This window comes from Mesorhizobium sp. M6A.T.Ce.TU.016.01.1.1 (genome assembly GCF_003997065.1).
In the GTDB taxonomy this organism is placed as follows: Bacteria; Pseudomonadota; Alphaproteobacteria; order Rhizobiales; family Rhizobiaceae; genus Mesorhizobium; species Mesorhizobium mediterraneum.
This window is the reverse complement of the sequence record NZ_RZTJ01000008.1, coordinates 61489-85354: the sequence shown is the minus strand read 5'-3', so window position 1 is coordinate 85354 and position 23866 is coordinate 61489. Positions and strand designations below refer to the sequence as shown.

Genomic DNA, 23866 nt, shown 5'->3' with positions numbered 1-23866 from the left:
CCTTATTGGGCAATGAGGCTATCTCGGCGTTTCTCCAGCAGAACGTTTTCGCGTCAATATGCCCAAAATATCAACATTGTAAGGCAATTGCGCTTTTTTGGCGCAGTATCAGCAGCGCACAGCAGAATCCGTGTTGCCAAGTGGAGAGTTTTGGCTAACGTAAGAAAAACCACAAAACCACATAATGAAAAAAGGGGAACGACATATGACCGAGTCAAGCAGGCGTGATTTCGTGAAGGGCATGGCGGCGTTCGGAGCGGGCGCCGGTCTTATGGTGATCAACCCGGAATTCCTGGTCTCTGGCGCGGCTGCGCAGGCGGGCAAGCAACTGGTCTTCCTGTCGGCCGAGAACATCACCGGCAACTGGGATCCGACGGCCCACACGACGCTGTCGCAGAAGAACATCGAGGGTTTCGTCATGGGGTTCCTGACGCGCACGCCGATGCGCGTCGAAAATCCCGACGAGGTCATCTACGAGCTCGCCACAAAGATCACCTTGCTTGAGCCGACCAAGCTTGAGATCAAGCTGCGTGAAGGGGTGAAGTTCCACGACGGAAAGCCGTTCAAGGCGGAAGACGTCAAGGCGACCTTCGAATACGGCTCGCAGCCCGACCGGCCGGCGCAATGGTATCCAGGCCCGACTGAGACGCTGACGATCACGACGCCGGACGACTATACGGTGATCGTCGACACATCGAAGGGCGGCTATCCGGCGCATCTGTTCATCTTCCTCGCCTCCTACCTGCCGATGCTGTCGGCAACCGACATCGCCGCCGGGCCGAGCGGGCCGCTTTCGCAGCGCCTGAACGGCACCGGGCCTTACAAGTTCGTCGAGCAGCGAGGCAACGACACGGTGTTGGAAGCCTACCCGGGCTACTTCCTCGGGGCGCCGGCCATCCCCGGCATCAGCTTCAATTTCGTCGGCGACTCGACCACCCGCATGCTGTCGCTGATGAACGGCCAGGCGTCCATCGTGGAGCGGCTCGAACCGGAGCAGGTGGCAACCCTCAAAGGTAACGAGAATGTGGCGATCAGCAGCGTGGTCTCGGTCGAGAACAAATATCTGTGGTTCCGCTGTTCCAAGCCGCCCTTCGACGATCCCCGCGTGCGCATGGCAGCCTGTCACGCGATCGACCGGTCCATGCTGCTCGAAATCCTCGGCGAAGCCGGCCATGCCTCGGCGAATTATGTCTCGCCGGTGAAGTTCGGCTATGTCGACTTGCCCAATTATCCCGAATACAGCCCGGAGAAATGCCAGGCTCTGCTCGCCGAAGCAGGCTTCCCGAAGGGGCAGGGCCTGCCCGAACTCGAATACATCACCTCGGTCGGGTTCTATCCCAAGACCAAGGAGTATGGCGAGGTGATCACTGCCATGCTGCAGGAGCAGGGGTTCCCCGTCACGCTGTCGGTGCTGGAGATCGCGGCATGGAATGAGCGTCTCTACGACCGTCCCGGCGGCGGTCCGGGCCATATGGTCGACTGCGGCTGGTCGACCGGATCGCCAGAGCCGGACCTCGTGCTGCGCACGCATTTCCATTCCTCGTCCAAGCGCATCACCGGCATCGTCGATCCCGAACTGGACGCCTCACTCGACAAGGAGCGCAGCGCGGCGTCGCTCGAGGAGCGCAAACAGATCCTCCAGACCGAGACGATGCCGATGATTGCCGCGAAAGTGCCGTCGTTCTCCCTGTTCACTTCCGTCATGATCCACGCGATGGACAAGTCTCTCACGGGGCTCTTCATCTATCCGGACGGTTCGATGGATGCGTCGAAGGGGGCGTTCGCCTGATTGGCGTCAGCCGCGGCCCGGGAGAAACAAACCCGGGCCGTGACAGCCGTCGAAGCGCAGCCCTGTCTTGCCTTCTCCCCTTGTGGGAGAAGGTGGATTGGCGCGCAGCGCCAAGACGGTTGAGGGGTGCTGGCCGGAGCGCTGTTGGTACCAAGCTGGAACACCCTCATCCGACCGAGCTTCGCTCGGCCACCTTCTCCCACAAGGGGAGAAGGAGAGCCGGCAACCAGTCCTCGGGCTTCGTCCGCCGCAGGAGATGGAATGTTCATCATTAGCTTTCTTGTCCGCCGCCTGGCCCAGGGTGCGCTGATCATTTTTCTTGTAACGCTGCTGATATTCACCTTGCTTCGTGTCGTTCCGGGCGATCCCGTCCGGTTGATGGCGGGCGGAATGGCGCCCGAGGCGTTGATCGAGCAGATCGCCAAGGAGATGGGGCTTCGCGACCCGGTGCTGGTTCAGTTCGGGCGCTATATGAGCGGCGTCGTCAGGGGCGACCTCGGCCAGTCGTTCGTTCGGCCGGCCAGCGGCGCCTCGACCGGCGGATCTAGTTTCGGGGATGCCACGCGCGGCGAGCGCGCCGACGTGCTCACCCTTATCGGCGAGACCCTGCCGATGACGCTGCAGCTCGCCTTTCTGGCGATCGTGTTCGCGATGCTCTTTTCGTTCCTGATCGGCATCCCGGCCGGATTGTCTCCTGGACGATGGCCGGACAGGGTCGCCTTTTACGTGTCGTCGATCTTCATATCCCTGCCGGGTTTCTGGCTCGGCATAGTGCTTGCGCTGCTGCTGTCCGTGAAGCTCGGCTGGCTGCCGGCGATCGGCTACAAGGGCTTTGCCTACACCATCCTGCCGGCGATCGTCTTGGCTGTCGAACTTTCGCCGGTTCTGATCCGGACGCTAACCGGCTCGATTTCCTCGGCAATGACGATGCCGTTCATTGCCGTCGGCCGCGTGCGCGGGCTCAGCCAGCGTCGGATCATCTTCGCGCACGCGCTGCGCAATGCCTCGGTTCCGCTGCTCAACCTTCTCGGCATCCAGATCAGCGGCCTGCTCGGCGGCGTGCTCGTGATCGAATTCATCTTCGATTATCCCGGACTGGGGCTTCTGACCATCAACGCCGTGCTGCAGCGCGACTTTCCCCTGATCCAGGGCATCGCGATCGTCACCAGCGCCATCTTCGTCCTGATCAACATCGCGGTCGATCTGGTCGCAACGCTGATCGATCCGAGACTGGAATACTGATGAGCATCGTGCAAACCCAGCTGAGCCTGAAGGTAACCGCGCCGGAAGCGCAGCGCGGCGCTTCGCTGTCTCGGCGGATATGGAAGGCGGCGCTGGCGTCGAACGAATTCCGGGTCGGCCTCGTGATCTTCGCCCTGCTGGGTCTCGCGGCGCTGCTCTACCCGGCCTTGAGCGGCATCGACCCCACCAAGATGAACGTCGCCGGCCGTTTGCAGTCGCCACCCTTCCTCGGCAACAAATGGAATTGGGCGGCACCGCTCGGCACCGATCAGATCGGTCGCGACATGCTCGTGCGCAGTCTGGTGGGCTTGCGCTATTCCCTGCTGATCGGCCTGTCCACCGTGGTGGTGATGCTGATCATCGGCTGCTCGCTCGGCACGCTCGCCGGCTACTATGGGGGCAGGATCGACATGGTGATCATGCGGATCACCGACGCGCAACTCTCCATCCCAATGATCATCCTCGCGATTACCGTTCTGGGGGTATCGCGGCCGACGATCCCGGCGATCATCCTTGTGCTCGGCCTTTCGAGCTGGCCGGTCTATGCCCGCGTCACGCGCAGCGTCGTGATGACCGAACGCAAGAGCGAATATGTGCGTGCCGGCCAGGTCAGCGGCGCTTCGGATCTTCGCATCATGGTCTGGCTGCTCGCGCCGCTGGTGTTGCCGCCGATCATCTTCGTGTCGGTGCTCGACGTGGCGCGCATGATGATCTTCGAGTCGATCCTCGGCTTCATCGGCCTCGGCGTGCAGCCTCCGACGCCGACCTTCGGCAACATCATCGCCGACGGCAGGAAATACCTGCTCAACGCATGGTGGATCGCCACCATGCCGGGGGTGTTCCTGTGCCTTACCCTGACCAGCATCAACCTCATGGGCGCTTCGCTCGAGCGGGCCCGCAACCGGATATACGGAGGCGTGTCGTGAACAGCAGCCCGGTCCTCTCGGTCAAAAATCTCGGCGTGGAAGTGGGCACGGGCGCGGGCGCCCGGCCGGTCGTCTCCGACGTGAGCTTCGATCTCACCCCGCGCGAAATCGTCGGCATCATCGGGGCCAGCGGTTCGGGCAAGACCGTTCTGGTGCGAGCCCTGGTCAACTGGATCGACCCGCCGCTGCGCATCTCATCCGGCTCGGTCGAGTACAAGTCGCAGAACATCCTCGACCTCGCCGGCGGACGGATGCGACTGCTGCGCAGAGAGATCGCCTATGTCGGTGCCAATCCCATGGGAGCGCTGGATCCGACTTTGCCGGTCGGCCGCCAGATCGTCGAGAAACTCAGCGCCGTAGTGCCCGGCATCGATCCATCGGAGGCCCGCAAGCGGGTCATCGACCTTCTTGGAGCGGTTCGCATTCCCTCGCCACGGTTGCGCTTCGACGAGTACCCCTCGCAATTCAGCGGCGGCATGATGCAGCGCGCGCTGATCGTCGACGCTTTGATCAGCAATCCAGCCTTTCTCGTTGCCGACAACGTCACCCAGCCGCTCGACGTGACAGTCGCAGCGCAGGTCCTGCGTCTGATGCGCGAGTTGACGGAGCGTTTCGACACTGCGGTGGTGTTCGTTTCGTCGTCGCTGCCGATGGTCAAGGAGGCGGCCGATCAGGTCCTGGTGCTGTCCGAAGGCAGGATCGTCGAGCGCAACACCCCGCAGCGGCTCATCGACGCGCCGCAGCATCCCTATACGTTGCAGTTGATCAGCCAGATACCGAAAATCTGGACAAGCGAAGCGGTCGCCGTTCCGCGTACACCGAACGCGGCCAGGCCAACGATCAGCATACGCGACGCTACCCGCACCTACCGTGTCCGCAAACGGGGAACGTTCGCGGCCCACAGCGAGGTTCGCGCCGTGCGCAATGTCACCTTCGACGTCATGCCGGGCGAGAATTTCGGCGTGGTGGGCGAGTCCGGCTGCGGCAAGTCCACCCTGATGCGGCTTCTCAGCCGCCTGGAGTTTCCAGACAGCGGCAGCGTCATCTGCAATGGCGAGGATCTTTCGAAACTGAGGGGAAAGACGCTGCTGAAGTTCCGGCGCGATTTTCAGCTGGTGCTGCAGGATCCGTTCAACTCGCTGCCGCCGCGCACGTCCATCGGCGCGATCCTGGAGGATCCGCTGCGCGTGCACGGCATGCGCAATGCGAAGGAGATACGCGAACGCGTCCTGGCGGTCATGGCCGAGGTCGAGCTTCCGGCAAACCTCTACGATGAATTGCCGCTTGGGCTCAGCGCCGGCCAACGCCAACGCGTCAATGTCGCCCGCGCCATGGTGCTCGAGCCAAAAGTGCTCATCATGGACGAGACGCTGTCGTCGCTTGACCAGACCGAGCAGTTCCGGTTGCTGGCGCTGTTCGAAAAGCTGCAGGCCGAGCACGGCCTGACCTACGTCTTCATCTCGCATGACCTTGCAATGGTCCGCCGCGTTTGCAACCGGATCGCCGTGATGTATCTCGGCGAGGTGGTGGAGATCGCCCACAATGAGCGTCTTTTCTTCGATCCCGGGCATCCTTACACGAAGGCGCTGTTGAGCGCGGTTCCGACACTGGAGGAGCGCCGCTACAAGCCTGAGGAATGCCTGCTCGAGGGAGAGCCGCCGAGCCCGATCGACCTGCCGCCGGGTTGCAGTTTCGCCAGCCGGTGTCCGCATGCCTTCGAGCGGTGCCGTGCCGAGAGCCCGACGCTGACGGCGCGAAATCACGGCGAGTTGGCGGCCTGCTTCCTGGTTGAAACAACGGGAACCCGCGCCGCCGCATGATCGACAAGAAAAGACGGGGAGGAACATACCGATGGAAGCGAAATCCGCATGAGCGATCCTGAAGATCGCATGCAATACGCGCTTGCCGAACTCGAGAAGCACGGGCGCGTATCGGTGCAGGCACTCGCCGAGCATTTCCATGTCAGCCGGGAAACGGTGCGTCGCGACCTGAAGCAACTGGAACTCGAAGGGCACCTGCGATGCATCTATGGTGGTGGCGTCAAGCCGCGGCCGGACGCCGACGAGCCCATCGCCGACCGGATGCGGCTGAACGCGCGCGAGAAGGCGCGCATCGCCGAACGTGCGGCGACCCTGCTCAGAGACCACATCAAGATATTCGTCGACGCCGGCACGACGACGCTGGCGTTCGCCAAGCATCTGAGGAACTGGCCTGATATCACCGTCTATACCAACTCGCTCGACATCATCGCGCTGCTTGCCGATGCTGGACATCCCAATCTCGTGGCGGTCGGCGGCGACGTCAGGGCGAGCTACCGGGCCTTCATGGGGCCGGATCCGGTCGATCTCGTCACGCGGCATCTGTTCGACATCGCCTTCGTTAGCATTGCAACCGTCGACAGCAGGTTCGGCTTCATGGACCTCGGACAGGACGAGGCGAACATTCGCCGCGCGCTGCGAAAGCACTCCAAACAGTGCGTCATGCTGGCGGACAGCAGCAAATTCGGCCGGCAGGGCTCCATCTGCACATACGAATTCCGGGACGTCGACATCCTGATCACCGACGCTCCCCTCAAGGCGGACTTCGCCGCGCAAATGGATCAGACGCAGGTAAAGGTGCTCTATGCTTGAAATTCGCAAGGACCCGTCGGCTTTTCCCGGCATCGACGCCGAAGCCCTCCATCGGATGATGGATGAGGTTTCCGCCTTCGGCGGTGGTCCTGACGGCTCGATGACGCGACTGACCCTGTCCCGCGAGGATGGACTGGCACGCGACTGGCTGGCTGCATGGTTCGCGCAGGAAGGCCTGCGTCTTGAGATCGACGCGATCGGCAACATGTACGGATTTCTCGACTGGGCCGGCAAGGATGCGCCCTGCATCATGTGCGGCTCGCATCTCGACAGTCAGCCGAATGGTGGCCGCTTTGACGGCGCCTATGGGGTGATCGCTGCCTGCAGCGCGATAGAGGCGATAAGGCGCCGGGTGGCCGAAGCCGGCATCACGCCGAAATGCAACTTCGTCATCGTCAACTGGACCAACGAGGAAGGAGCGCGGTTCCAGCCCAGCCTGCTTGGCAGCAGCGTCAATTCCGGCGAGATCGACCTCGATTTCGCGCTGGCGCGCCGGGACGGTTCCGGCGTTTCGGTGGCCGAGGCGCTGTCGGAGATCGGCTATGCGGGCGAGGCCGCTCGCGTGGTGCCGGCCGCCTTGATCGAGATCCACATCGAGGGCTCGGCCCATCTCGAGAAGGCCGGCCTGCGGATCGGGGCATTCACCCGTTTCTGGGGTGCCGTCAAATATCGCCTCGCCTATGTCGGCCGGCAGGCCCACACCGGCCCCACACCGATGGCCGAGCGGCAGGACGCGCTGCTTGCTGCCGCCTATCTGATCGCCGAACTCAGGGACATGGCCGACAAGGCCGGTCCTGATCTGCACACCTCGGCGGCGCGGCTGGAAGTCTATCCCAATTCACCGAATGTGGTGCCGGGAGAAACGGTGATGTTCATCGAACTGCGGTCGGGAAGCGCCGAGCTTCTGGCGTCGGCCGAAGCGGAACTCAAGGAGAAGATCGAGAGCTGCGCCGCGCGCGCCCACACGTCATTCGAAGTCCGATTCATAGACCGGAGGCGAGCAGGAGAATTCGACGCCGGGCTGATCGATCTGGCCGAACAGACCGCCAAATCGCTCGGGCAGACCGTGCTGCGGCTCGACACGATCGGTGGGCACGACGCCGTCAGCATGTCGGCGGTGACACCAGCGATCGTTATCGGGGTGCCGAGCGTCGGCGGTGTCATCCACCATCCGACGGAGTTTACCACGCCCGAGGATCGGCTCCTGGGGACGGAACTGCTCGCGGGGATGCTGTGGCGGTTCTGCGTCGACGGCAACATCCTGAAGAACTGAAGGACTAGGCGATGAAGACGATCGGCGAAGCCTCCACCCCCGCGGAAGTTCGTGCCGAGGCGGCGCTCACCGCTATTGCGGACTGGACGGGAAAACAGATCGGTTTTGCGCCCGCCTCTCCGGGTATCGCATCGCCCTCGCATCGCGGCGTCGACAGCGAAGCATGGCTGGTGGCGGTCGACCAGTCGTCTCCGGCCTATTTCCTGAAGATCGTGAACTCCGACCAGAAGGCGTTCGTCGATCTGGAGACCGTGTTTGAAGCCGCCTCCATCGCCGCCGGACTGGGCTGCACGCCAAGTCCGCGGCATCTTGCGCGAGACGCCGACGCGATCGTCTTCGATCTCTTGCCGCGCGGTTGGAAAACAGCGCGCATGGACGATCTGCGACGGGCGGACGTGATGGAGCAGGTCATCGGGCTCAAAAAGGCGATCCACGGATCGCGGCCATTCGCTTTGTCGTGGACGGTATTCGATAGGATCCGGGTGCTGGACGACGCCCGGAAAGCCGCCGGCGTCGACCGCCCGGACGATCTTTGGTGGATGCTCGACGGCGTCGGCGAGATCGAGCGCGCAATCACCGCTGCGGGTTACGATGTCCGGCCGAGCCACGCCGACGGCCTCGCCTCCAATATCATGATAAGCCAGGACGGGGCGGTTCAGCTCGTCGATTTCGACGAAGCCCGCAATGTCGACCCCTTCTACGAGATCGGCATTCTACTCAACGAGGCCTTTCCGTTCGAAGAAGAGATGCGGCCGGCGCTTGAGATGTTCGAGGGGTCCTTCCGTCAGGCTTCCCTCAACCGCTGCCGTGCGTATGCGGTGGCGGACGATCTGATGTGGGGACTCTGGGGTCTATTGTTGAACTCGACATCGCCGCGCGGCGACATCGAGTTTCTGAAATACGCGCAGTGGCGGTTGCTGCGCTGCCGGATGGCTCTTCGCCATCCGGACTTCGAACTGAAGTTGAGACGGCTTTGAGCGGCTGCAAGGAGGCCCTACATGATTGAGAAGCGGCCGGGCGAGGCGGTGAGCGAAGCCGAGCGGGAGATCGAGGCCGTCATCTGTGCCGTCGAACCATGGACCGGCCGCGATCTCCGCTACCGGCCGGTGCATGGCGGCATCAGCAATTCCAACTGGCGCGTTCGCATCGCGGGACAGTCAGAGAGCTATTTCGTGAAGGTTCCGGGCCGGGGCACCGAGATGTTCATCGACCGAAAAGCGGCGGCGGAGGCGAGCCGGCGCGCCCACTCGCTCGGTATCGGACCCGCGGTCTACGGCTATCTGGACGAACGCGGCGTCGAGATTGCCGATTTCATGGAGGGGCGGCGCTCCTGTACCAATCGTGATTTCCTCGACCCGGATGTACGCCGCTCGGTGCTGGGTCTCTACCGGCGCTTCAACGATTCGGGCCTGCTGTCGCTGACCAAGACCGTCTTCGACATGATCGACGAGCATGTCGATCAGGTCGGCGAGCTCGCAGGCGCGCTGCCCGTGGATTTTGCGTGGCTGCATCGCCAGTATCTTCTGGCGCGGGCGGCGCTCGAGGCTTCGGGGATCGACCTGGTTCCATGCTTCAACGATCCGATGCCCGGAAACTTCATGATCGCGCCCGACCGGTCGATGATGCTGATCGACTATGAGTATGCCGCAAACAACGACCGCTGTTACGAACTCGGCATCTGGTGCGGGGAAATGTTCTTCTCCGATGCGGTCGAGGCCGAAGTCATCGAGGAATATTTCGGCAGGTTTGACCTTCGGTTGAAGGCCCGGCTGGTCGTGCACAAGGTGCTCGCCGATGTGAAGTGGGGAACCTGGGCGATGGTGCAGAACGTCGTATCGGCGCTCGACTTCGATTTCTACAAATACGGGGCGTGGAAATATATGCGCGCGCGCTCGGTGATGCAGACCCCGCAATGGGTCGAGTATCTCAAGGCGGTCTGACGAGTGTCACGGGCGGAGCAATTCCCGGTTGGACGCAGACGGCATTGCAGTTAAGCCGCCATGGGTGATGGCCGGCATGTCTGCAGGGAGGGCTAGCGGCTGTCTAGCGGCTGTCGTTGGCAATCAGTTTCGTCAGGCAACCACCCGCCTGGCTCCCTGGCACGCCGAGATCTCTGACACTGTCCATGTGGTTGCGGTTCGTGAGAACAAGCGACGTTACCGGCGAACCCCGCTGCAGCAGGTTCTGTTTGAATCGATCTGCTTGCTGATGGAAAGGCGGCGTCTCATTGGCTCCGACCAGAACCGTCGCCTTGGTTTGAGGATCATGCCGATAGGCAAGAGGTGTAAACATGGCGACTTCCTCATCGGTGATTCCAATCTCGTTGGCGAGAAAGGAGTTCTGGAGCGGTTTCAAATCGTAGAGCCCGCCGAGCAGAAGAGCTGCCCGCACATTCGAGGGGGTATTCTCGCTGTTGAACAGAAACGTTGAAAGATGTGCTCCGGCCGAATGACCGCTGACAGTCAGTTCTGCCGGGTTTCCGCCATGGTCGGCGATATGGGCGAGAACCCACTGCTTGGCGCGGCGCACCTGGTCGACGATCGTAGCCATTCTGACGTTGGGCATCAGAGCATAGTCGACGATGACGGCAATCGCACCCGCCTGGGTAATCGTCGTCGCGACGTATGAGTAGTCGCGCTTGGAGAACATTCTCCAGTAGCCGCCATGGATAAACATGTGCACCGGCAGGCCGCTTCTTTTGCCCGTGGGAAAGAACAGGTCGATGGTTTCGGTCTGATCCGGCCCATAGGCAACGTCCGCAGCCATTGGAATGGTTGCGCGAACGGCCTCGCTGCGGTGAACGATGTCCTGCACGATTTTGTCAAAATCCGCGACGTAGTCGCGGATGCGAAACGGATCGCTTTGCACTCTTCCTCCGCTCAGATGCTGATGGCGAGGTATTTCGCCTCCATGAACTCGGCAATGCCGTGATGCTGGCCGCCCTCGCGGCCGAGGCCGCTCTGCTTCACCCCGCCGAAGGGTGCTGCCGGATCGGACATCAAGCCGCGGTTGAGAGCGATCATCCCGGCTTCGATCTTGGATGCCACCCGCATTCCACGCGCAAGATCGCGCGTGTAGATGTAGGCGGCAAGACCGTATTCGGTGTCGTTGGCGCGCGCGATGACATCGGCTTCCGTCTCGAATCTCGAGATCGGCGCCACCGGCCCAAAAATTTCCTCATGCGCCATCTCCGCCTCGGCCGGGACGTCGCAGAGCACGGTCGGCGGATAAAAGTATCCCGTTCCCGAGCCTGCCTTGCTCCCGCACAGCACCCGCGCGCCACGGGCGACAGCATCGTTGACCAGCCGGCCGATCTTGTCGACGGCCTTCCTGGTGATCATCGGCCCGCACTCCGTGGCCGCGTCCGTGCCGGCGCCGACCTTGAGTGCCGACATCCGCCTGGCGAGGCTTTCGCCAAAGGCGTCATAAACGCCGGACTGGACATAGATGCGGTTTGCAGCCGTGCAGGCCTCGCCGGCGTTGCGCATCTTCGCCACCATCGCCCCGTCGACCGCCGCGTCGAGATCCGCGTCATCGAACACAAGGAATGGCGCGTTGCCGCCAAGTTCCATCGAACACGAAACCACGTGCTTTGCCGCCTCGGCCAGCAGAACGCGCCCGACACCCGTCGAGCCGGTAAAGGAGAGTTTCCGCACCCGCGGATCGGCCAGCATCGCGGCCGTCACAGGGCCGGGACTGGAGGTTGTCAGAACGTTCACCACACCTGGCGGAACGCCTGCTTCCTGGTAGAGCGCGGCAAGCGCGTAGGCCGTGAGCGGGGTCTCGCTGGCTGGCTTCAAAATTACCGTGCACCCGGCAGCCAAGGCGGGCGCGATCTTGCGCGTCGCCATGGCGGCAGGGAAGTTCCAGGGCGTGACAAGGACGCAGATGCCGATGGGCTCGTAATCGACCACGATCCGGTTCGTGCCGGAAGGCGCCATCCCGAATTCACCTGTGATGCGAACGGCTTCCTCGGCATTCCAGCGAAAGAATTCCGCAGCATAGGCGATCTCGCCACGTGCGTCCCGGAGTGCCTTGCCGTTTTCCAGCGAGATCAGGGTTGCCAGCGTCTCAGAACGTTGCGTCATCAGCTCGAAGCAACGTCTGAGGATTTCGGAACGCTTGCGGGGTGCCGTTGTGCGCCAGCCATCGGCGGCCTTGGCCGCAGCCTCCACGGCGGCCGCGGCATCTTCGATCGTCGCATCGGGAACGGCGGCGATCACCGCTTCCGTGGAAGGGTCCACGACCTGGATTTCCCTGCCGTCGGCGGATTGCCTCCATTGGCCGCCGATATACAAGCCGTGGGAGAATCTATGGAAGTCGGCAGTGTCCTGATCGTCCTCCAGCACCTGATGAGATATGTTCATGGCCTGCTCCTCGATTGCTCACATGACGTACGTGGCGAGGTCGCCATCATAGGCTGCCTGGATCAGGCCCCGCATGGCTGCCAGATCGAATGGCCGCGGATTGTTCTTGATGAGACGGTCAATGCCGAGCGCCTGTTCGGCCGTCCAATCGAGCTTGTCGGCGGGAAGCCCGAGCTTGGCCAGCGAAGGCGTGATCCCGATCGCTCCAAACAGCCGGCCGATCTCGTCGATCGTCGCGTCGGCCATCTCACCGGCACTCCGGTCCCTCCCGTCGAGACCAAGGGCGAGGCCGATCTCGGCCATCTCGGCGGCCGCGGCGGCCCTGTTGTACTTCATGACATACGGCAACATGGTGGCGACACCCAGCCCGTGAGCGGTGTGGGTGAGGGCGCCGACCGGATATTGCACCGCGTGCGCCGCCGCCGTTCCGGCCGTACCGAACGCACAGCCGGCAGCAAGCGCGCCCATCATCACATCGGCCCGAGCGTCCTCGTCGGCGGGGTCGCTGTATGCCTTCTCGAGACTGCGGCCAAGCAGCTTGATCGCGAGCAGCGCAAAATGATCGGTCAGCGCGCTCTTTCCGATGAAGACATGCTGTTGCGGGAGGCTGGGGTCAGTGCCGCGCCTGACGGCGGTAAAAGCCTCGATTGCATGTGTCAGCGCGTCTGCACCCGCGATCGCCGTCAGTCCCGGGGGACATGTCATCGTCAGTTCCGGGTCGCAGATGGCGGCTGCCGCGATGAGATGCGGGCTGGAGATGCCGACCTTCAAGGCGCGATCCGGATCCGAGATCACCGCGACAGGGGTCACTTCCGAGCCGGTGCCGGCTGTCGTTGGCACCGCGATCACCGGCAGCGTCGGGCCAGGCACCTTGAACTCGCCATAGTAGTCCTGGAGCAGGCCGCCGTGACTGATGAGCAATGCGGCGCATTTGGCCATGTCGAGACAACTGCCGCCTCCGATGCCGATCACCATGTCGGGCGCAAAATCCCGTGCCTCCTCGACGCAAACGGCAACTGTGTCTCGGGGAACGTCGGGCAGCACGCGGTCATGGACAAACACGTCGATCGAAGCGGCTCGCAGCGCCGCGACGATCTCCGCGAAAGGACGGGTTGCGGCAAAACGTTCGTCGGTACAGACGAGCGCACGACGCCCGAGCCTGGCCGCGACGGTCGCAATGACGTGGCGCTGTCCCTTCCCGAAGAGGATTTCACGCGGCAGCCTTACGGCAGCGAAAAGGCTCATGTTCTGCGTCCCTCGATGATGTTGGGAGTGGAAAGCGAAAGCTGGTCGAATTCGATCCAAAAGGTATCATCTATTAAATCGTATATGATATAGGATTGCATTGAGCGAAGCATCGTGTTAGCCAGTGATCCTGTCAAGAGGCAAAGATGCAGGTCACGAACTTAAGCAATGCCCGAGAAGTCGACCCGGCTAGCGGACGCATCCAGCGATCCAACAGTCTGGTGGAGGACGTGTATGAAGCGATCTTCGCGCAACTCATGTCGCTGAAGATCGCGCCTGGCTCGCGGATCACCGTCGACAGTCTGGTCAAGGAACTCGAAGTATCCCACACGCCAATCCGTGAAGCGCTTGGCCGCCTCGAAGGCGAAGGCCTTGTGCTGAAGACACATTTGATCGGCTACCGCGCCGCGCCGCAGATAACCAAGCGCCGATTTGACGAACTCTATGAGCTTCGCCTGCTGCTCGAGCCGCATGGGGCGGCCAAAGCAGCCGCATTGATGGATGAGACGAAACTTGCGGTGCTTCAGGAGTCCGCAGGGGGCATGGCGCGCCGCGAAGGCAAGGATGAACGCCTGCGTTACTCCAACTTTGCGCGGCAGGACGCCATTTTCCACGACAGGATCATGGAATTTGCAAACAATGATCTCGTGCGCCAGACTCTCGCTTTCCAGCATACGCACTTCCACATCTTTCGCCTGATGTTCCATTCGCGCGTTACCGAGGAAGCGCTCGACGAGCATGAGGCTATCCTGGCCGCCTTCGCTGCCTCCGATCCTGTTGCGGCGGAACAGGCGATGCGCCGCCATATCGAGCATTCTCGTGATCGTTTGTTGCTGGCGTTCGATTGAGACTGTCACGATGTCAGTCACCGTCCACATCGGGAGCGGCGCCGTCAAGCTGGAGGCACCGTTGACCCCGCAAGCAAACGCCCGGGAATGCCACGTCCCGGGTCCCCCTTTCTGAGACCCGCGCCGCCGGGCGAGTGCAATGCCCGCCTGACTTCCATCCACAAAACGAGGAAACCGACTATGCCAGGCAAGAAAATACTAATGTTGACCGGTGAGTTTACCGAAGAATACGAGATCTTCGTCTATCAGCAGGCGATGGAGGCCGTCGGCCACATCGTCCACGTTGTCTGTCCTGACAAGAACGCTGGAGACCTGATCAAGACGTCGCTTCACGATTTCGAAGGTGACCAAACCTACACCGAGAAGCCCGGCCACTATGCTTTGATGAACAAGACCTTTTCGGAGGCGGAGAAACAGCTCGACCAGTATCACGCCGTGTATTGCGCGGGTGGTCGTGGCCCCGAGTACATCCGCACGGATAAGCGCGTGCAGGCGATCGTCCGCCATTTCCACGAAAACAAGAAGCCGATCTTCACGATCTGCCATGGCGTACAGATCCTGATCGCGGTCGACGGCGTCGTGCGTGGCAAGAAAGTAGGTGCGCTGGCTGCCTGCGAGCCGGAAGTGACCCTCGCCGGTGGAACCTATATCGACCTGTCCCCGACTGAGGCCTATGTCGACGGAACGATGGTCTCGGCAAAGGGCTGGACCGCACTTGCCGCGTTCATCCGCGAGTGCCTGAAGGTGCTGGGAACGGAAATCCGCCACAACTGAGTCAATCCTTCCGATGCATCCCAGACGGGATGCATCGGTTCCTCCTCAGATCGTCCACGGCTCATGGCAACGCCTCCGTGCTCATGGGCAAGGCGACGAACGCATCGCTGCCGACATTGGCAACGACGCCCGCCGAAATGATCCAGACGGGGTTGTTTTGCCGCCCACGCGCATCTCGGCGATGTCGAGCGGCCCTTCCAGTAGATCGCAGCCTGCCCCAGCGGGCGGGGTTCGACGCCGGGTTGATTGATCTGGCCGAACAGACTGCTGGATTGCTCGGGCAGACCGAAATTCTTCCTATTTTGCTCCACCCTCTTTCAACGGAACCGTCCCCGATCCTCTGGTCAGTTCTCGAAGGAACGCCTGGACCAGATTTCTTGTTTCGTCTGCCCTGCGGTACGCGATCAGATGCCGCGAACTGAAGGTATAGGACCCGGGCTTGATCGCCCGCAACTCGCCGGCGTGGACCCATGACGATGCGAAATGAGCCGGCAGGAAGCCGATGAAATTCTCCGACAGGATCAGCATCAATTGTGCTTCCATGTGGATCACTGACGCGCTGGCCTTGGGATGCCCGACGAGATAGAGGTCGTCGAAATACCGATAGCTGCGTACAGAAAACCGCGCAGCGTGGATGGCGCTTTGGTCGATCCTTGAATCTGGCATTGCAAAAAGCGGGTGCCGTCGGCCGCAATAGAGAAAATGCGGCTCGCCGCAATAATCCCGGTAAACGACACCGGGCGCTTTCTGCGACAGCGGCCCGATGACGATGTCGCGGCCGCCATCAGCGACTTGCTGCTCAAGCTCGGATGGCGTGCCAAGCGATAGGTCGATGAAAACATCGGAATCAGGACCCATGAAGCGTCTGAGGGCATGCTGGATGCCCAATTCACTGCTTGTGAACACGCCATCGGACGTGCCGATCCGCAACCGGCCGGACAGGCTGCCGCTGGCTGCGCTGATGCGGTGCCCGAAATCGTCGAGATCGCGAAACAGTTTCTGCGCCGCGTCGTAGGTCGCCTGTCCGACCTCGGTCAGGCGGAACTTTTTGCGTCCGCGATGGCAGAGCTGGGCGCCGATGCGTTTCTCCAACTCCGCAAGATGCGTGCTGAGCGTCGGCTGCGACAGGTTGAGGGTGATCTGCGCGTCGGCGAAGCCGCCTGAATCGGCCAGCGCCACGAAGACGCGCAGCAGGCGGATGTCGATGTTGTCCAAACGACGCATGGCTTGTCCCTCGAGCGATACATCGACATTATTCGATGTAAAATTCTAAATAAACTCATTTACATCAATACTTGAAATCGCGAGCCTGCGCGGAACAAAAATGGGGAACAATCATGAAATCGTTACTCCGCATAGCGCTGTCCGCAGCACTGGTGCTCGCCAGTTCGCAGTTCGCCTTCAGCGCCGACCAGATACGCATCCTTGCTCCGACGTGGCTGGGTTTTGCACCTGTCCACATCGCAAGCGATCTGGGATGCTTCGCCGGCAAAGACCTAGACGTCAGCATCAAGTTCGAGGATGACCTCACCAACGTCATGGCAGCGATGGCGCGCGGCGACATCGAGATGCAGATGCGCTCCGTCGGCGAATATCAGGGGCGCCCGCGCGACGCCTCCACACCGGGCATCATCATCGGCACGATCGATGAATCCGTCGGCGGCGACGGCATCATCACCGACGACCAGATCAAGACGGTGGCGGATCTCAAGGGCAAGGTCGTCGCTGCCGAACCGAACATTCCCTCACGCCTGTTGCTCCAGATGGAGCTGAAGCAGGCGGGACTGTCACTGAAGGACCTCCAGATTAAGGACATCGCAACGGCCGACACGGGCGCGGTTTTCGTCGATGACTCGATTGCCGCGATCGCGACCTATGAACCGTTCATGTCGCAGGCGCTGAAGGCCTCGACCCGTCCGGGTGCTCGCATGCTGGTCTCGTCCAAGGATCATCGCGGCATCATCATCGATGCGATCATCGTCCGCAACGATGACTTCAAGGCGAACCCGGACAAATACGCGAAGTTTCTCGGCTGCATCTACGAGGCCGTCGATTTCCTGAAGGCCGAGCCGGGAAAATTCGCCGATATGGCCTCCAAGCATTTCGGCCTGACGCCGGCTGAGGTGACCGAGATCGTCGACTCCAGCCTATCCTACACGACGCTCGCCGAATCTCTCGCCTACATGGGCAAACCGGGAGAAAAAGGCGCGCTCCACGGCATCTTCGATACGGTGATGGACCTCAACCTGGAGAACGGCGCTGCCGACAACAAGCTCGTGGCGACGGACCAGATCGACAATTCGGTGATCAACAAGGTGTCGGCTAAGTAACGGCAATGGACCAGGTCCGGCGGCCCGCCTTCCGGCGGCCGCCGGCGGCCATGCCATGCCGGCATCCGGGGATAGTGATCTTGTTCAGCAGTCTGTTTGTTTTTCGCGGCCGAGCTTCGCCGATGGCGGAATCCGCCGTCAGCGTTGCGGCGGCCGCCCTGGTCGTCGCGGGTTGGGAGCTGGCGGCACGCGCGGGCATTATTGCGCCGCAGTTCCTCCCCTCACCAAGCCGCGTCGTCATCGCCTTGTGGACGATGCTGACCGAGCAGAACCTCGTCTGGCATGTCGTGGTCTCGACCACACGTGTGTGGATCGCCTTCCTGCTCGCCGCGGCCATGGCCATCCCGATCGGCATCATGATGAGCAGCTACCGGATTGTCGGAGCCGCACTCGAGCCGATGATCGATTTCATCCGCTATCTTCCGGTTCCCGCACTCGTGCCACTATCCATCATCTGGTTCGGCGTCGGCGAGGAGACCAAAATCTTCCTGCTCTGGCTGGGCACTTTCTTCCAGCTCGTGCTTCTCGTGGCCGACGACATGCGGCGGGTGCCGCAGGAGTTCGTCGAGGTCGCCCGCACCGTCGGCGCCAGCTCGAGGCAAGTGATGACCGATGTCGCCTTGCGCTGGATGGGGCCGACCCTGATCGACAATCTCAGGATCACGCTCGGCTGGTGCTGGACATATCTGATCATCGCCGAGATCGTCGCGGCCGATTCCGGCATCGGCTACGTGATCTGGACGGCGCGCCGCTTCGTCAAAACGCCCGAAGTAATGGCAGGCGTCGTCGTCATCGGGCTGATCGGCCTCATCACCGACCAGCTGCTTCGCCTGCTTCACCGCCGGCTCTTCCGGTATCTGTGAGGGATAGGTCATGGCGAGCGGCTACATTCAGTTCGTCGATACGGCCAAGTCCTTCGGCCCGGTCGATGTCGTGCGAAAAACCGATCTTGGTCTCGACCGCAATTCGCTGGTGGTCTTCCTAGGCCCATCGGGTTGCGGCAAGACAACCTTGATGCGGATGGTCGGCGGCCTCGACGAACCTAGCTCGGGCTCGATCGTGCTCGGCGGCGAAAAAGTTGTCGGACCGGATCGCCGGCGCGGCATGGTGTTCCAGTCCTATTCGTCGTTTCCCTGGCTGACTGTCGAGAAGAACATTGCCTTCGGCATGCGCTACAGGAAAGATATTGGCGCGGCCGAGAAGGCCGAGCGGATGCGCCATTATCTCGAATTGTTCGGGCTTGCCGACTTCGCCGGCTCCTATCCGAACCGGATTTCGGGCGGCATGCGCCAGCGCGTGGCCATAGCGCGCACGCTCGCCGCCGGTTCGGATGTGCTGTTGATGGACGAGCCTTTCGGTGCGCTCGACGCGCTGACGCGCGAGCGCCTTCAGGTCGAGCTGCGGCAGATCCAGATTCGCGAGGAAAAGACCGTCATCTTCGTCACCCACGACGTGGAAGAAGCGGTGTTCCTCGCCGACCGGATCATCCTGTTTTCGCGCCGGCCGGCCTCGGTCGTAGCCGACATCGACGTGGCGGCCCAGCTCGGCCCGCAACGGCCACTGGAAATCCGGGAAACGCAGAAATTCTTCGAGCTGCGTAACAAGATCCTGCATCTGATCCGCAACGAGACCGGAGTTGTCGCATGAGCCTGTCCTTCTCCGGAAAGTCGGTCGTGATCACCGGGGCCAGTCGTGGCATCGGGCTCGGCATCGCTAAGGGTTTTGCGCAAGCCGGCGCCAGCCTGCATCTCATCGCTAACGAAGCGGCTGTGCACCAACGGGCGCGTGAATTGGGCGCCACCAGCACGGAAGCCGATATTGCCGATCGTTCGGCCGTCGCGGCAGCTTTCGAACCTGTCGCTCGCATAGACGTGCTCATCAACAATGCCGGCCTCGAACTGATGACGCCGATCACCGACAGCGGCGACGATGTCGAAGCCGCCTTCCGGCGCATCATCGAGATCAATATCATCGGCACGGCGCTCGTCATGGCGCGTGCTCTGCCGCGCATGCAGGCCGGCGGTTCGATCGTCAACACGTCATCGATCTGGGGCCGCGTTGCCGAGGCGCAGTTCGGTGCATACGTTGCCTCCAAGCACGCCATTCTCGGCCTGACGAAGACCTGGGCCAAGGAACTCGGGGCCAGGGGCATCCGCGTCAATGCGGTCTGTCCCGGATGGGTTCGCACGGATGCGTCGATGCGCTCGCTCGGCCGCATGGCCGAGAGAGACGCCGTCAGCGAGGCAGCACTGCTCGAAAGCATCGTCGGTGCGCAGGCGCTGCCGGGCCTGATGGAGCCCGCCGACATCGCGGGCACCTATCTCTTCCTGGCGTCGGAACTCGCGGCCAACATCACCGGGCAGTCGCTTGGTGTCGACAGGGGAGAAGTGCCTTGGTAAGCCCGCTTCACGGAAAACGCGCGCTGGTCACTGGCGCAGCCAGCGGTATCGGCCGCGCGACCGCGCACGCCTTGCGCGAAGCCGGGGCCACGGTTCTCGGACTCGATCTCGAGGCGTCGGCGGGCGATTTCCCCATTCTTGCCTGCGACCTCGCCAGCGAAACCGACATCATTGCCGCGGTCGGGCAGGGCAGGGACCGGATTGGCGGCTATGACATCCTCGTCAACAATGCCGGCATCCTGCAGGAAGCACCGCTTGGCGGGATTTCGCTCGATCATGTCGACCGCATGTTCGCGGTCAATGTGCGGGGCGCGATCATCGTGGCGCGGGAAATCCTGCCGCATCTTCCCGAGGGCGGACGCATCATCAACATCGCCTCCGAACTCGCCTATCTCGGCCGGTCGGGCGCTTCGGTCTACTGCGCGACGAAGGCGGCGCTGCTCGGCCTTACCCGCTCCTGGGCGCGCGAACTTGCGCCCCGCATCCTGGTCAACGCCGTGGCGCCCGGGCCGACCGACACGCCGCTTCTTGGCTTCGACGCGCTGACCGAGAGCCAGCGCGCGCTGGAAACAACACACCCGCTGGGGCGGATCGGACGGCCGGATGAAATCGCCGCCGCGGTGGTGTTCCTGGCCGGCCCCGGCGCAACCTTTTTCACCGGACAATGCCTGGGCGCCAATGGTGGCGCGGCGATGCTTTGAGAAGAGATGATCATGAAAGACCGCGTTTTCCTGGCTGAGCTGTCGTGGCCCGAGGCTAAGGAGCGGATCGCCGCCGGCGCTCCCGTCTTCCTGCCGCTCGGCGCGACCGAACAGCACGGCCACCACATGGCGATGAATGTCGATGTGGTGATCCCGACCGCTATCGCCGAAAAGGTGGCGGCGCAGGTCGGAGGGCTAGTGGCGCCGACGATCGCCTACGGCAACCGCTCGCAGCCCCGGTCAGGCGGCGGCCCAGCCTTTCCCGGTACGATAAACATCACGGCACAGACTTTCTCGCTTCTGGTCAAGGATGTGATCTGCGATCTGTATCGCCAGAAGGTCCGACGCATCGTTGTGCTCAACGGCCACTACGAGAACATTGGTCCGTCGATCGAAGGCATCGAACTGGCGCTCGACGCCATCGGCCGCGAACGTGCGACGGACCTGACGATCCTGCGCGTCGACCACTGGGAGATGGTGCGCGGCGAAACGTTGGCGAAAGTGTTCCCCGACGGCTACCCCGGCATCGAGCTGGAGCATGCGAGCGTGATCGAGACGTCGATGATGCTGGCGCTGCGCCCGGATTTCGTCGATCTCGGCAAGGCGCTGCATGACGGTCCCGCGCAATTCAAGCCTTATGACCGCTATCCCAGACCGTCCGAGGACGTGCCGCCGTCCGGCGTCCTGTCGTTGACCGAGGGCTCGTCGGCGGAAAAGGGCCGATGGCTGCTCGACGACTGCGAGACGCGGCTCGCCAACATCGTCAAACGTGAATTCTTCTGAGGTGACGAGAACATGAACAGCAATTTCTTCCAGCCGGTCGACGCCGCCGCAGTTCCCCGCTTCGCCGGGCTTTCGACCTTCATGAGACTGCCCGCCGTGGCAAGTGCCGAGGGGCTGGATATCGCACTCGTCGGTATACCGTGGGATGGCGGTACGACCAACCGCGCCGGCGCGCGCCACGGTCCGCGCGAGATCCGGAACCAGTCGAGCCTGATGCGGCGGGCCCATCACGTCTCGGGAACCGAGCCGTTCAGCATCGCCAACGTTGCCGATGTCGGCGATCTGTCGGTCAATCCGATCAATCTCCTGGACGGCCTGAAGCGCATCGAGGACGGCATCGCAGCGATTGTCGCAGCGGGCGCCATTCCGCTTGCTGCCGGCGGCGATCATCTGACGACGCTGCCGGTGCTGCGTGCGGTCGCGCGCGATGCGCCGATCGGCATGATCCATTTCGACGCGCATTCCGATACCAATGACCGCTATTTCGGCGACAATCCCTACACGCATGGCACACCCTTCCGGCGGGCCATCGAAGAGGGCCTGCTCGATCCCAAACGTGTCGTCCAGATCGGCATCCGCGGTTCCATCTACGAGCCCAACGAGCATGATTGGGCGGTCGCTCAGGGCATCCGCATCATCTACATGGAGGAGTTTGTCCGGCGCGGCGCGGCCAGCGTTATGGAAGAGGCACGCGGCATTGTCGGCAGCGGTCCTACCTATGTGACCTTCGACATCGATTGCATCGACCCCTCGATGGCGCCCGGCACCGGCACCCCCGAGCTTGGCGGCTTCACCACCCGCGAAGCGCAGGAAATGGTCCGCCTTCTCGACACGGTGGCCATAGTCGGCGCTGATGTCGTGGAAGTGGCACCGCCGTTCGATCTTGGCGGGATGACGGCGCTGGCGGGGGCAACGATGATGTTCGAACTGCTGTGCGTGATTGCCAAGTCCGTCGCTGCAGGCAGGGTTCGGCTGGCCTGAGATGGGTCACGGCTGCGTGGCGGCCGCCAGCGCGTCGAGGTCGTCGTAGAGCGCCTGGCTGTGGTGGTAGAGCCGGTCGAAAACCGGTTGGGTGCGCCTGTAGGTCTCGGCCCATCTGGGGTCCGGCAGGATTTCGGCGCCGTAGCTCACGAAACGCTCGGCCGCCTGTTCGACGCGCGAGAAGCGGCCTGTCGCCGTCGCGGCCATCGCGGCACAGCCGACGATGCCGCATTCGGGCTCCCGCGGAACCAGGATCGGAATGTTGAAGGCACTCGCCTTGATCTTCAGCCAGAGTTTGGTGCGCGCCCCGCCGCCGGCGGCGATAACGCGCTCCAGCGGCTTGTTTGATGCGTGTTCCATGATGCGGATGTGACGCGTCATGGCAAAGGCGATGCCTTCCAGGATCGAGCGGTGCAGATGCTCCATGCCATGCGCGGCGCCCAATCCGAAGAACTGTGCGCGGGCGTTGCGATGGCGCCCCAGACGCTCACCGGTGAGAAAGGGCATGAAGAGCAATGCGTCGCAACCGGCAGGTGCCTCGGCAGCGCGGGCGACGATCTCGTCATAGGACAGCGCGTTGCCGTGGAAGGCGCGGCGTGCCCAGCGCATGCCGTCGCCGCCCGTCTCCAGCAGCACGAACTGCGCCCAGTTGCCTTCGATCGTCGCAACGTTCGAGATTTCCGGGTCAAGCAGCGGCTTCTCCGCGATCGCCGTGACGATGGCGCCCGTGCCGGTGCTGTCGGAACCCATTCCCGGCCGACAAGCGCCTGAACCGAGCAGTGCCACCGGATAGTCGGCACCGCCGACCAGCACGGGGGTTCCAGACTTCAGGCCGGTGTCGCGCGCCGCCTGTTTGGTGACGTGGCCGACGACATCCAGCGGGTTGCGGATCGGCGGCAGCTTGGCGGCGTCCAGACCCATGCGCTCGATCATCACCGGCGACCAGTCGAGCCGCTCTGGGTTCATGAGGAAGCTACAGGAGGCGTCGCCAGTATCCATGGCAATCTCGCCGGTCAGCCGGTAGTTGATGTAATCCTTCGGCATGATGGCGACTGCGCTGCGGGCGTATGCGGCGGGATCGTTGTCTCGGACCCATTGCAGTTTGAAGCCCGGCCATGCGGGGGTCGGCGTGTTGCCGCTTTCAGGCAGGTAGCTGTCCGGCTCATTTTCTTCTTCGAAGCGACGTACGAGATCAACGGAGCGCTTGTCGTTCCAGAGCGGTGCCGTGTCGCGCGTCAGCGCTCCGTGCGCGTCGAGCAGGACCAGCCCGTGCATCTGCCCGCAGACGCAGATGGCGGAGATATGTTCGCGGGCACCATCGACGCGGTCCAGCACCGTCTTGACGCTCGTTCGCGCCCCCTCCCACCAGTCAACCGGCCGCTGTTCGGCCCAGCCGAACTCCGGCACGATCTGATCGTGCTCTCGCGACGCAAGTTCAAGGATCTTGCCGGTGACATCGACCAGTGCGGCGCGGACGCTGCCCGTGCCGACATCGATTGCGAGGAAAAGCTCGCCGTTCATTTCGACACGGTCCTGAGATGGGCAAGCATGTGATCCTCTGTCTATCGGTCAGAGCGA

22 protein-coding genes are annotated in these 23866 nt (G+C 62.6%); 17 read left to right on the top strand and 5 right to left on the bottom strand.

What is annotated here, in order from left to right:
* The first annotated feature begins 205 nt into the window (after positions 1–205).
* From EOC94_RS16935 to EOC94_RS16900, 8 genes are all read left to right on the top strand, one after another.
* Positions 206–1789: an ABC transporter substrate-binding protein gene (locus EOC94_RS16935; protein ID WP_127291932.1), complete on the top strand. Its 1584-nt coding sequence runs from the start codon at positions 206–208 to the stop codon at positions 1787–1789.
* Between the two features lie 261 nt (positions 1790–2050).
* Positions 2051–3031: an ABC transporter permease gene (locus tag EOC94_RS16930; protein WP_127291929.1), complete on the top strand. Its 981-nt coding sequence runs from the start codon at positions 2051–2053 to the stop codon at positions 3029–3031.
* Entirely contained in the window at positions 3031–3957 is a 927-nt protein-coding gene (locus EOC94_RS16925) for an ABC transporter permease (protein ID WP_127291926.1), read from the top strand. Before EOC94_RS16930 ends, EOC94_RS16925 begins: the two co-directional genes overlap by 1 nt.
* Positions 3954–5777 carry an ABC transporter ATP-binding protein gene (locus tag EOC94_RS16920; RefSeq protein ID WP_245465586.1) on the top strand — a complete coding sequence of 608 codons (1824 nt, stop codon included), beginning with the start codon at positions 3954–3956 and terminating at the stop codon, positions 5775–5777. The genes EOC94_RS16925 and EOC94_RS16920 overlap by 4 nt, the downstream gene beginning before the upstream one ends.
* 48 nt (positions 5778–5825) lie before the next feature.
* Complete coding sequence (locus EOC94_RS16915) at positions 5826–6587, top strand: DeoR/GlpR family DNA-binding transcription regulator (RefSeq protein ID WP_127291921.1); 762 nt, start codon at positions 5826–5828, stop codon at positions 6585–6587.
* Entirely contained in the window at positions 6580–7860 is a 1281-nt protein-coding gene (locus EOC94_RS16910) for a Zn-dependent hydrolase (RefSeq protein WP_127291919.1), read from the top strand. Before EOC94_RS16915 ends, EOC94_RS16910 begins: the two co-directional genes overlap by 8 nt.
* Before the next feature lie 11 nt (positions 7861–7871).
* Positions 7872–8837: a phosphotransferase gene (locus EOC94_RS16905; RefSeq protein ID WP_127291915.1), complete on the top strand. Its 966-nt coding sequence runs from the start codon at positions 7872–7874 to the stop codon at positions 8835–8837.
* Positions 8838–8858: 21 nt separating this feature from the next.
* On the top strand, positions 8859–9800 hold the full coding sequence (locus tag EOC94_RS16900; protein ID WP_185928258.1) for a choline/ethanolamine kinase family protein: 942 nt from the start codon (positions 8859–8861) through the stop codon (positions 9798–9800).
* Positions 9801–9903: 103 nt separating this feature from the next.
* Here the strand turns inward: EOC94_RS16900 and EOC94_RS16895 are convergent, their stop codons facing one another.
* Genes EOC94_RS16895 through EOC94_RS16885 form a run of 3 tightly spaced genes read right to left on the bottom strand, consistent with a single transcriptional unit; the run spans position 9904 to position 13472 of the window.
* Entirely contained in the window at positions 9904–10728 is an 825-nt protein-coding gene (locus EOC94_RS16895) for an alpha/beta hydrolase (RefSeq protein ID WP_126105446.1), read from the bottom strand.
* A gap of 11 nt (positions 10729–10739) precedes the next feature.
* Entirely contained in the window at positions 10740–12227 is a 1488-nt protein-coding gene (locus tag EOC94_RS16890; RefSeq protein ID WP_126105447.1) for an NAD-dependent succinate-semialdehyde dehydrogenase, read from the bottom strand.
* An 18-nt stretch (positions 12228–12245) separates the two neighbouring features.
* Positions 12246–13472, bottom strand: coding sequence for an iron-containing alcohol dehydrogenase (locus EOC94_RS16885; protein ID WP_127291912.1), 1227 nt, complete (start codon positions 13470–13472; stop codon positions 12246–12248).
* Between the two features lie 146 nt (positions 13473–13618).
* Here EOC94_RS16885 and EOC94_RS16880 point away from each other — a divergent pair, with 146 nt between their 5' ends.
* Both EOC94_RS16880 and EOC94_RS16875 read left to right on the top strand, forming a co-directional pair.
* Positions 13619–14320: a GntR family transcriptional regulator gene (locus EOC94_RS16880; RefSeq protein WP_127205259.1), complete on the top strand. Its 702-nt coding sequence runs from the start codon at positions 13619–13621 to the stop codon at positions 14318–14320.
* Between the two features lie 180 nt (positions 14321–14500).
* Positions 14501–15094, top strand: coding sequence for a DJ-1/PfpI family protein (locus EOC94_RS16875; RefSeq protein ID WP_065009308.1), 594 nt, complete (start codon positions 14501–14503; stop codon positions 15092–15094).
* Between the two features lie 297 nt (positions 15095–15391).
* Here EOC94_RS16875 and EOC94_RS16870 read toward each other — a convergent pair whose 3' ends face one another.
* Positions 15392–16318 (bottom strand): LysR family transcriptional regulator, encoded by a 927-nt coding sequence (locus EOC94_RS16870; RefSeq protein ID WP_095489055.1) that lies wholly within the window; start codon positions 16316–16318, stop codon positions 15392–15394.
* A 113-nt stretch (positions 16319–16431) separates the two neighbouring features.
* On the opposite strand from EOC94_RS16870, the gene EOC94_RS16865 reads away from it, so the two are divergent.
* The 7 genes from EOC94_RS16865 to speB all read left to right on the top strand — a co-directional run bounded on the left by EOC94_RS16865 (position 16432) and on the right by speB (position 22288).
* Positions 16432–17424, top strand: a complete 993-nt coding sequence (locus tag EOC94_RS16865; RefSeq protein ID WP_127291910.1) for an ABC transporter substrate-binding protein — start codon at positions 16432–16434, stop codon at positions 17422–17424.
* A 122-nt stretch (positions 17425–17546) separates the two neighbouring features.
* Positions 17547–18287, top strand: a complete 741-nt coding sequence (locus EOC94_RS16860; RefSeq protein WP_245457962.1) for an ABC transporter permease — start codon at positions 17547–17549, stop codon at positions 18285–18287.
* A gap of 10 nt (positions 18288–18297) precedes the next feature.
* Positions 18298–19071 (top strand): ABC transporter ATP-binding protein, encoded by a 774-nt coding sequence (locus tag EOC94_RS16855; protein WP_127291907.1) that lies wholly within the window; start codon positions 18298–18300, stop codon positions 19069–19071.
* Positions 19068–19823: an SDR family oxidoreductase gene (locus tag EOC94_RS16850; RefSeq protein ID WP_127291904.1), complete on the top strand. Its 756-nt coding sequence runs from the start codon at positions 19068–19070 to the stop codon at positions 19821–19823. The genes EOC94_RS16855 and EOC94_RS16850 overlap by 4 nt, the downstream gene beginning before the upstream one ends.
* Positions 19817–20524, top strand: a complete 708-nt coding sequence (locus EOC94_RS16845) for an SDR family oxidoreductase (RefSeq protein WP_127291901.1) — start codon at positions 19817–19819, stop codon at positions 20522–20524. Before EOC94_RS16850 ends, EOC94_RS16845 begins: the two co-directional genes overlap by 7 nt.
* A gap of 12 nt (positions 20525–20536) precedes the next feature.
* Entirely contained in the window at positions 20537–21307 is a 771-nt protein-coding gene (locus EOC94_RS16840; protein ID WP_127291899.1) for a creatininase, read from the top strand.
* Between the two features lie 12 nt (positions 21308–21319).
* Entirely contained in the window at positions 21320–22288 is a 969-nt protein-coding gene (gene speB, locus EOC94_RS16835; protein WP_127291896.1) for an agmatinase, read from the top strand.
* 6 nt (positions 22289–22294) lie between these two features.
* Here the strand turns inward: speB and EOC94_RS16830 are convergent, their stop codons facing one another.
* Positions 22295–23809 (bottom strand): FGGY family carbohydrate kinase, encoded by a 1515-nt coding sequence (locus tag EOC94_RS16830; RefSeq protein WP_127291893.1) that lies wholly within the window; start codon positions 23807–23809, stop codon positions 22295–22297.
* Positions 23810–23866 lie beyond the last annotated feature (57 nt).

What these genes read in the sequence shown, in the direction of transcription:
- EOC94_RS16935 (WP_127291932.1), top strand. Translation starts at nt 206, where the DNA reads ATGACCGAGTCAAGCAGGCGTGATTTCGTGAAGGGCATGGCGGCGTTC.
- EOC94_RS16930 (WP_127291929.1), top strand. Translation starts at nt 2,051, where the DNA reads ATGTTCATCATTAGCTTTCTTGTCCGCCGCCTGGCCCAGGGTGCGCTG.
- EOC94_RS16925 (WP_127291926.1), top strand. Translation starts at nt 3,031, where the DNA reads ATGAGCATCGTGCAAACCCAGCTGAGCCTGAAGGTAACCGCGCCGGAA.
- EOC94_RS16915 (WP_127291921.1), top strand. Translation starts at nt 5,826, where the DNA reads ATGAGCGATCCTGAAGATCGCATGCAATACGCGCTTGCCGAACTCGAG.
- EOC94_RS16910 (WP_127291919.1), top strand. Translation starts at nt 6,580, where the DNA reads ATGCTTGAAATTCGCAAGGACCCGTCGGCTTTTCCCGGCATCGACGCC.
- EOC94_RS16905 (WP_127291915.1), top strand. Translation starts at nt 7,872, where the DNA reads ATGAAGACGATCGGCGAAGCCTCCACCCCCGCGGAAGTTCGTGCCGAG.
- EOC94_RS16900 (WP_185928258.1), top strand. Translation starts at nt 8,859, where the DNA reads ATGATTGAGAAGCGGCCGGGCGAGGCGGTGAGCGAAGCCGAGCGGGAG.
- EOC94_RS16890 (WP_126105447.1), bottom strand. Translation starts at nt 12,227, where the DNA reads ATGAACATATCTCATCAGGTGCTGGAGGACGATCAGGACACTGCCGAC.
- EOC94_RS16885 (WP_127291912.1), bottom strand. Translation starts at nt 13,472, where the DNA reads ATGAGCCTTTTCGCTGCCGTAAGGCTGCCGCGTGAAATCCTCTTCGGG.
- EOC94_RS16880 (WP_127205259.1), top strand. Translation starts at nt 13,619, where the DNA reads ATGCAGGTCACGAACTTAAGCAATGCCCGAGAAGTCGACCCGGCTAGC.
- EOC94_RS16875 (WP_065009308.1), top strand. Translation starts at nt 14,501, where the DNA reads ATGCCAGGCAAGAAAATACTAATGTTGACCGGTGAGTTTACCGAAGAA.
- EOC94_RS16870 (WP_095489055.1), bottom strand. Translation starts at nt 16,318, where the DNA reads ATGCGTCGTTTGGACAACATCGACATCCGCCTGCTGCGCGTCTTCGTG.
- EOC94_RS16865 (WP_127291910.1), top strand. Translation starts at nt 16,432, where the DNA reads ATGAAATCGTTACTCCGCATAGCGCTGTCCGCAGCACTGGTGCTCGCC.
- EOC94_RS16860 (WP_245457962.1), top strand. Translation starts at nt 17,547, where the DNA reads ATGGCGGAATCCGCCGTCAGCGTTGCGGCGGCCGCCCTGGTCGTCGCG.
- EOC94_RS16855 (WP_127291907.1), top strand. Translation starts at nt 18,298, where the DNA reads ATGGCGAGCGGCTACATTCAGTTCGTCGATACGGCCAAGTCCTTCGGC.
- EOC94_RS16850 (WP_127291904.1), top strand. Translation starts at nt 19,068, where the DNA reads ATGAGCCTGTCCTTCTCCGGAAAGTCGGTCGTGATCACCGGGGCCAGT.
- EOC94_RS16840 (WP_127291899.1), top strand. Translation starts at nt 20,537, where the DNA reads ATGAAAGACCGCGTTTTCCTGGCTGAGCTGTCGTGGCCCGAGGCTAAG.
- speB (WP_127291896.1), top strand. Translation starts at nt 21,320, where the DNA reads ATGAACAGCAATTTCTTCCAGCCGGTCGACGCCGCCGCAGTTCCCCGC.
- EOC94_RS16830 (WP_127291893.1), bottom strand. Translation starts at nt 23,809, where the DNA reads ATGAACGGCGAGCTTTTCCTCGCAATCGATGTCGGCACGGGCAGCGTC.